This is a genomic window from Brevundimonas sp. (genome assembly GCF_018608325.1).
Classification (GTDB): Bacteria; Pseudomonadota; Alphaproteobacteria; order Caulobacterales; family Caulobacteraceae; genus Brevundimonas.
Genome location: NZ_JABAZW010000075.1, coordinates 3,435 through 8,353, shown reverse-complemented (window position 1 = coordinate 8,353; position 4,919 = coordinate 3,435). Strand labels below are relative to the sequence as shown.

At 63.2% G+C, this 4,919-nt stretch carries 6 protein-coding genes; 1 reads left to right on the top strand and 5 read right to left on the bottom strand.

Translation table 11 applies throughout. The annotated features are described in order from the left end of the window. The 5 genes from mreC to QZ281_RS07905 all read right to left on the bottom strand — a co-directional run. Positions 1–963 (bottom strand): rod shape-determining protein MreC (gene mreC / locus QZ281_RS07925; RefSeq protein WP_292226890.1); only part of this gene is annotated, 963 nt, incomplete at its 3' end. A gap of 148 nt (positions 964–1,111) precedes the next feature. Continuing rightward, complete coding sequence (locus QZ281_RS07920; RefSeq protein WP_201097701.1) at positions 1,112–2,152, bottom strand: rod shape-determining protein; 1,041 nt, start codon at positions 2,150–2,152, stop codon at positions 1,112–1,114. Between the two features lie 203 nt (positions 2,153–2,355). After that, the gene (locus tag QZ281_RS07915; RefSeq protein ID WP_292226885.1) at positions 2,356–2,844 is read right to left on the bottom strand and encodes a hemerythrin domain-containing protein; all 489 of its coding nucleotides are present in this window, start codon (positions 2,842–2,844) and stop codon (positions 2,356–2,358) included. Between the two features lie 31 nt (positions 2,845–2,875). Further along, positions 2,876–3,232 (bottom strand): VTT domain-containing protein, encoded by a 357-nt coding sequence (locus QZ281_RS07910; protein ID WP_292226883.1) that lies wholly within the window; start codon positions 3,230–3,232, stop codon positions 2,876–2,878. Then, positions 3,190–3,564 (bottom strand): hypothetical protein, encoded by a 375-nt coding sequence (locus QZ281_RS07905; RefSeq protein ID WP_292226880.1) that lies wholly within the window; start codon positions 3,562–3,564, stop codon positions 3,190–3,192. The genes QZ281_RS07910 and QZ281_RS07905 overlap by 43 nt, the downstream gene beginning before the upstream one ends. A 122-nt stretch (positions 3,565–3,686) precedes the next feature. Between QZ281_RS07905 and QZ281_RS07900 the strand changes: the two genes are divergently transcribed. Further along, positions 3,687–4,892, top strand: a complete 1,206-nt coding sequence (locus QZ281_RS07900) for a pyridoxal phosphate-dependent aminotransferase (protein ID WP_292226878.1) — start codon at positions 3,687–3,689, stop codon at positions 4,890–4,892. Positions 4,893–4,919: the final 27 nt, after the last annotated feature.

The following is a 4,919-nucleotide window of genomic DNA, read 5'->3' as shown; positions in this document are numbered from 1 at the left end:
GGCCGCCGCCCGCCGACGCGCCGCCGCATCGGCGATGGCCGCAGCCTGTCCCGCATTCGGTTCAGGCGCTGTGTTCAGCCCCGCCAGCGGCGCGGCGTTCAAGGCGTCCGGGTTGATCAACTGACCAAAGTCCTGGAACAACAGCACACGGACATAGTCGATGGCGCCCCGGTCGCTGAACAGCTTCACCCGCCAGCTGCCGTCGATGCCCTTGGCGGCGACCCCGATGGGAATGCCGCGTGGCAGCCCGCCGCCGTCGCCGGATGACAGAATGCGGTCGCCAGGCTGCACCGAGCCAGTACCGCGAACAAACTCAAGGCGCGGATTGCCGCTGCCATCGCCCGTCATGACGGCGCGCGCATCCGTGCGGTCGATCAACACCGGCAGGCGCGACGCGACATCCGTCAGCATGATCATGCGGCTGACGCCGCCGGTCACGCCGGTGACCCGCCCCACCAGTCCGTCTTCGTTCAGAACAGGATTGCCGACGCGAACACCCTTAGATGAACCGACGTCCAGCAGCTTGGCGCGATTGAAGGGGCCGCGGGCGTCCGAGATCGCCCGTCCGGCGACCATCGCCACGGCGGGTTCGCTGCGCAGACCCAGCATGGCTTCATACCGGCCATTGACGTTCTTCAAGGCGATGGCTTCGTCACGCCAGGACCGCAGATCCGCAATCTCGGCCTTCAGCCGCCGGTTCTCGGAAACAGCGAAGAAATAGCCGCCGATGAAACTGCTCGCATCGCCAAACCAATGGACCGGCGCAGCCAGCACATTGCTGACGGGTCCGACAACAGTCTCAAACCCGCCGCGCAGGGCGCCATAACTGGACTCGGCATCAACCGTGCGGCGGTCGCTGATGAGCAGAAGCACGGCGCCGATTATGGCGACCACAGCCACGACCGCGGCCGTCCAGGCCAGCGGCACCTTCAGATTTTCAAAAGAGCCGTCGCGAAACGCCACGGGCGACCTTCCACATAAGGGGTTTGGAATCGGCGGAACCGTGCCCGCCATTAAGCCTGCCTATCGCAAAATCGAGGCCGGAATGGAACCTTCGATCACGCAAGCGGGAAAACTATCGCGGCGGAGAGGACCTCCGCCGCGATTTTAATCAGAGTGCGGACTCAAGCACGCCCTTCATCCAACGCGGATGTTCGAGCACACGACCGCAACCGACTGCCACGCAGGACAGCGGATCGTCAGCGACCGAAACCGGCAGACCGGTGTGATCGCGGATTTCGACGTCCAGACCGCGCAGAAGCGCGCCGCCGCCCGTCAGCATGATGCCCTTGTCGGCGATGTCAGCGGCCAGTTCCGGCGGCGTGGCTTCCAGCGCCACCTTGACGGCCTCGATGATCTGGGTGACCGGCTCGGCCAGGGCTTCGGCGGCCTGACGTTCCGAGATGCGAACTTCGCGCGGCACGCCCTGCATCAGATCGCGGCCCTTGACCTCGATCGACAGGCCTTCGCCATCGGCCGGGATGCGGGCGGTGCCGATATCCTTCTTGATGCGTTCGGCGGTCGTTTCACCGATCAGCAGATTATGGTTGCGGCGCATGTAGCTGATGATGCTGTCGTCCATCTTGTCGCCGCCAACGCGGACCGAACGCGAATAGACGATGCCGGACAGCGAAAGAACGGCGACTTCCGTCGTGCCGCCGCCGATGTCGACGACCATGGAGCCGGTCGGTTCGTGGATCGGCAAGCCTGCGCCGATCGCAGCCGCCATCGGCTCATCGATCAGACCGACGCGGCGTGCGCCGGCGTTCAGGCAGGAGTCGTTGATCGCACGGCGCTCGACCGCCGTGGCGCCCGACGGCACGCAGACGATGATCTTGGGGTTCACGAAACCCTTGCGGTTGTGAACCTTGCGGATGAAGTGCTTGATCATTTCTTCTGCGACTTCAAAGTCGGCGATGACGCCATCCCGCATCGGGCGGATGGCTTCCATGTGACCAGGGGTGCGGCCCAGCATCTGCTTGGCCTCGATGCCGACAGCATGGACGATCTTGCGTCCGCCGACATTACGCAGTGCAACGACTGACGGCTCGTTCAGGACGATGCCTTTGCCCTTTTGGTAGATCAGGGTGTTGGCGGTGCCCAGGTCCATCGCGATGTCGTTCGAGATCGCGCCGAAAAGGGAAAAGCTCATGGAAAATGATACCGTTTGTTCTGACCGAGGGCGTCTGTTTTGCAGTGGACTTGGCGACGCCCTAACTGTCACGACATCCCCGTGCCGGACAGCGTCCTGATCGTCTTCGCCACGCCTACTCAGGCCCGTTTGCCTGTATGTTTCTGGGATTACAAGCCCTGATCACCGCCTCGTTAGCGTGACATGAATGACAGCGGTCAAGGCTAAGCCGCGCGCGTTTCCAGACATTCCGCCAACGGATAGAGTTCACGCTCTTCACGATCCACGCGCTGGGCGACCGCCTCCATCAGCACACGACTGACCGCAGCAAATCTATCGGCGTTTCGGTAGATCATTTCGGCTGGCCATTGCCGCTGATAATCGCACCAGGCATCGGCCAGCCCGCCCATGTCCTCGGCACAGTCTTTTGCGATTTCAACGACGCGGGCATCGCTGCTTCCCAATAGGGCCGGGTAAAGCGCGCGGTCCTCAAGCTCCAGATGAAGGCCAAGCACCCGGTCCAGTTGTTCGATCAGGAAACGCGCATCATTGGCGTCGTCACGGTCACGCACCTCTCGCGACACGCCAATCAGGTCGCTGGCGATGCGAACGATCGCGCGGTGTTCCTGATGCAGCCTTCGCAAATCCATAGGCGGTACTCCGTGCACTTTTGCACAGCCTGAGCGGTCGCCATGAATGAGGATTAAATTCATTGGTACGCAAAAACCCTGATGAACCGCAGGATTAGTCGCCGCGCGCCGCCTCTCTGCGCTTCACCAATTCACGGACGCACAGCATGAGAATCAGCCATGCCAGTGCGACGCCCGCCAGGATAAGCGAGGTCCAGACGCCGTCGCCGCTGACCGCTGTCATGAACGACCCTCCGAAGAAGGCCACCAGCGCCGTCTTGGGCAACACGCCCAAGGCGCAGCCGGCCAGGAAACCGGGAAACGACGCCCGCGCTGCGCCGAACGCCATATTGACCACGATGAAGGGCGCGGACGGGACGTTGCGGATCATGAAGCTGGCGTAGAAGGCGTTCTTGCCGACAAACCGCGTCAGGCGGCCGACAGTCTTGCCGCCATGCCGCGTCCCAGCCAATAGGTCACGCCCGCCGACACCACGGTGGCGATCCAGCTGTAGAGGAACCCGAACCAAGGTCCGAAGGCGACCACGCACGCCGCAATCAGAATGAACTGCGGCGCACCGAAGAAGGCAGCGACCGTAAACACGGCGATCGCGGCGACCAAACCCCATGGGCCTTGACGGAAACCCGCCAGCCAGGCCTCCAGTTGATCCTCAGCTTCCAGCCCAAGATGGCTCTTGCCGACAGCGAACAGTGCGATCATCGCGCCCAGCAGCACAGCTGTCGCCAGCACGGCGCGCCAGCGGCGGGCTTCCATGTTCGACAGAAAATCGATGATCCAGCGCATCAGAAGCGCCGCTTATCACTACGCCCGCGCATTAGCGAGCATCCACGCATTGTCCCAGACGGCGACCACGCGTAAGGAACCTCGCCTTCCCGGCAAAAACTTCCAAAAACCACGGGATATTCATGTCCAGCCTGCAATCCTCCGCCCTCGCCCGCGTCAAGCCTTCGGCCACCATCGCCGTGACTGCCCAGGCGCGAAAGCTGAAAGCCGAGGGACGCGACGTGATTGGGCTCGGCGCGGGTGAGCCGGACTTCGACACCCCCAATAATGTGAAGCAGGCCGCCATCGACGCGATCAATCGCGGCGAAACCAAGTACACCGACGCCGACGGCATGCCTGAGTTGAAGGCGGCCATCGTCGCCAAGTTCAAGCGTGAAAACGGCCTCGACTATACGGCCGCCCAGATCCACGTCGCGCCGGGCGGCAAGCCCGTCATCTTCAACGCTCTGGTCGCCACCCTGAACCCCGGCGACGAAGTCATCGTGCCCGCCCCCTACTGGGTGTCCTACCCGGACATGGTGCTGCTGGCGGGGGGAGAGCCGGTCACTGTCGTCGGTGAAGAGAAGGACGGCTTCAAGCTGCGTCCGGAAGTTCTGGAAGCGGCGATCACGCCCAAGTCCAAGTGGCTGATCCTGAACAGCCCGTCCAATCCGACCGGCGCCGCCTACACGCGCGCCGAACTGGAGGCGCTGGCCGAGGTCCTGCGTCGTCACCCGCACGTCTGGGTGCTGACCGACGACATGTATGAGCACCTCGTCTATGGCGACTTTGAATACACCACCATCGCCCAGGTCGCACCGGACCTCTACGACCGCACCCTGACGGTCAACGGCGTGTCCAAGGCCTATGCCATGACCGGCTGGCGCATCGGCTATGCAGGCGGCCCCAAGCCGCTGATCGACCTGATGCGCAAGGTAGCCAGCCAGACGACCTCCAACCCCACCAGCATCAGCCAGTGGGCGGCCGTCGAGGCACTGAACGGCCCGCAAAACTTCATGGCCGAGCGCCGCGACGCCTTTGAAAAGCGCCGTGACCTGGTTGTATCCATGCTGAACCAGGCGACCGGCATCACCTGCGCCACGCCTGAAGGCGCCTTCTACGTCTATCCGTCCATCGCTGGCCTGATCGGCAAGAAGACGGACGCAGGCGTCACCATCGACGGCGACGGAACCTTCGCCACCGAACTGCTGAATGCAGAAGGCGTCGCAGTCGTACAGGGCGAAGCCTTCGGCCTGAGCCCCTACTTCCGCATCAGCTACGCCACCTCGGACGCAGCCCTGGAAGAAGCCTGCAGCCGCATCCAGCGCTTCGCCGCCTCGCTGCGCTGATCAGCAGCAAGGCTTGAAACAAAAACG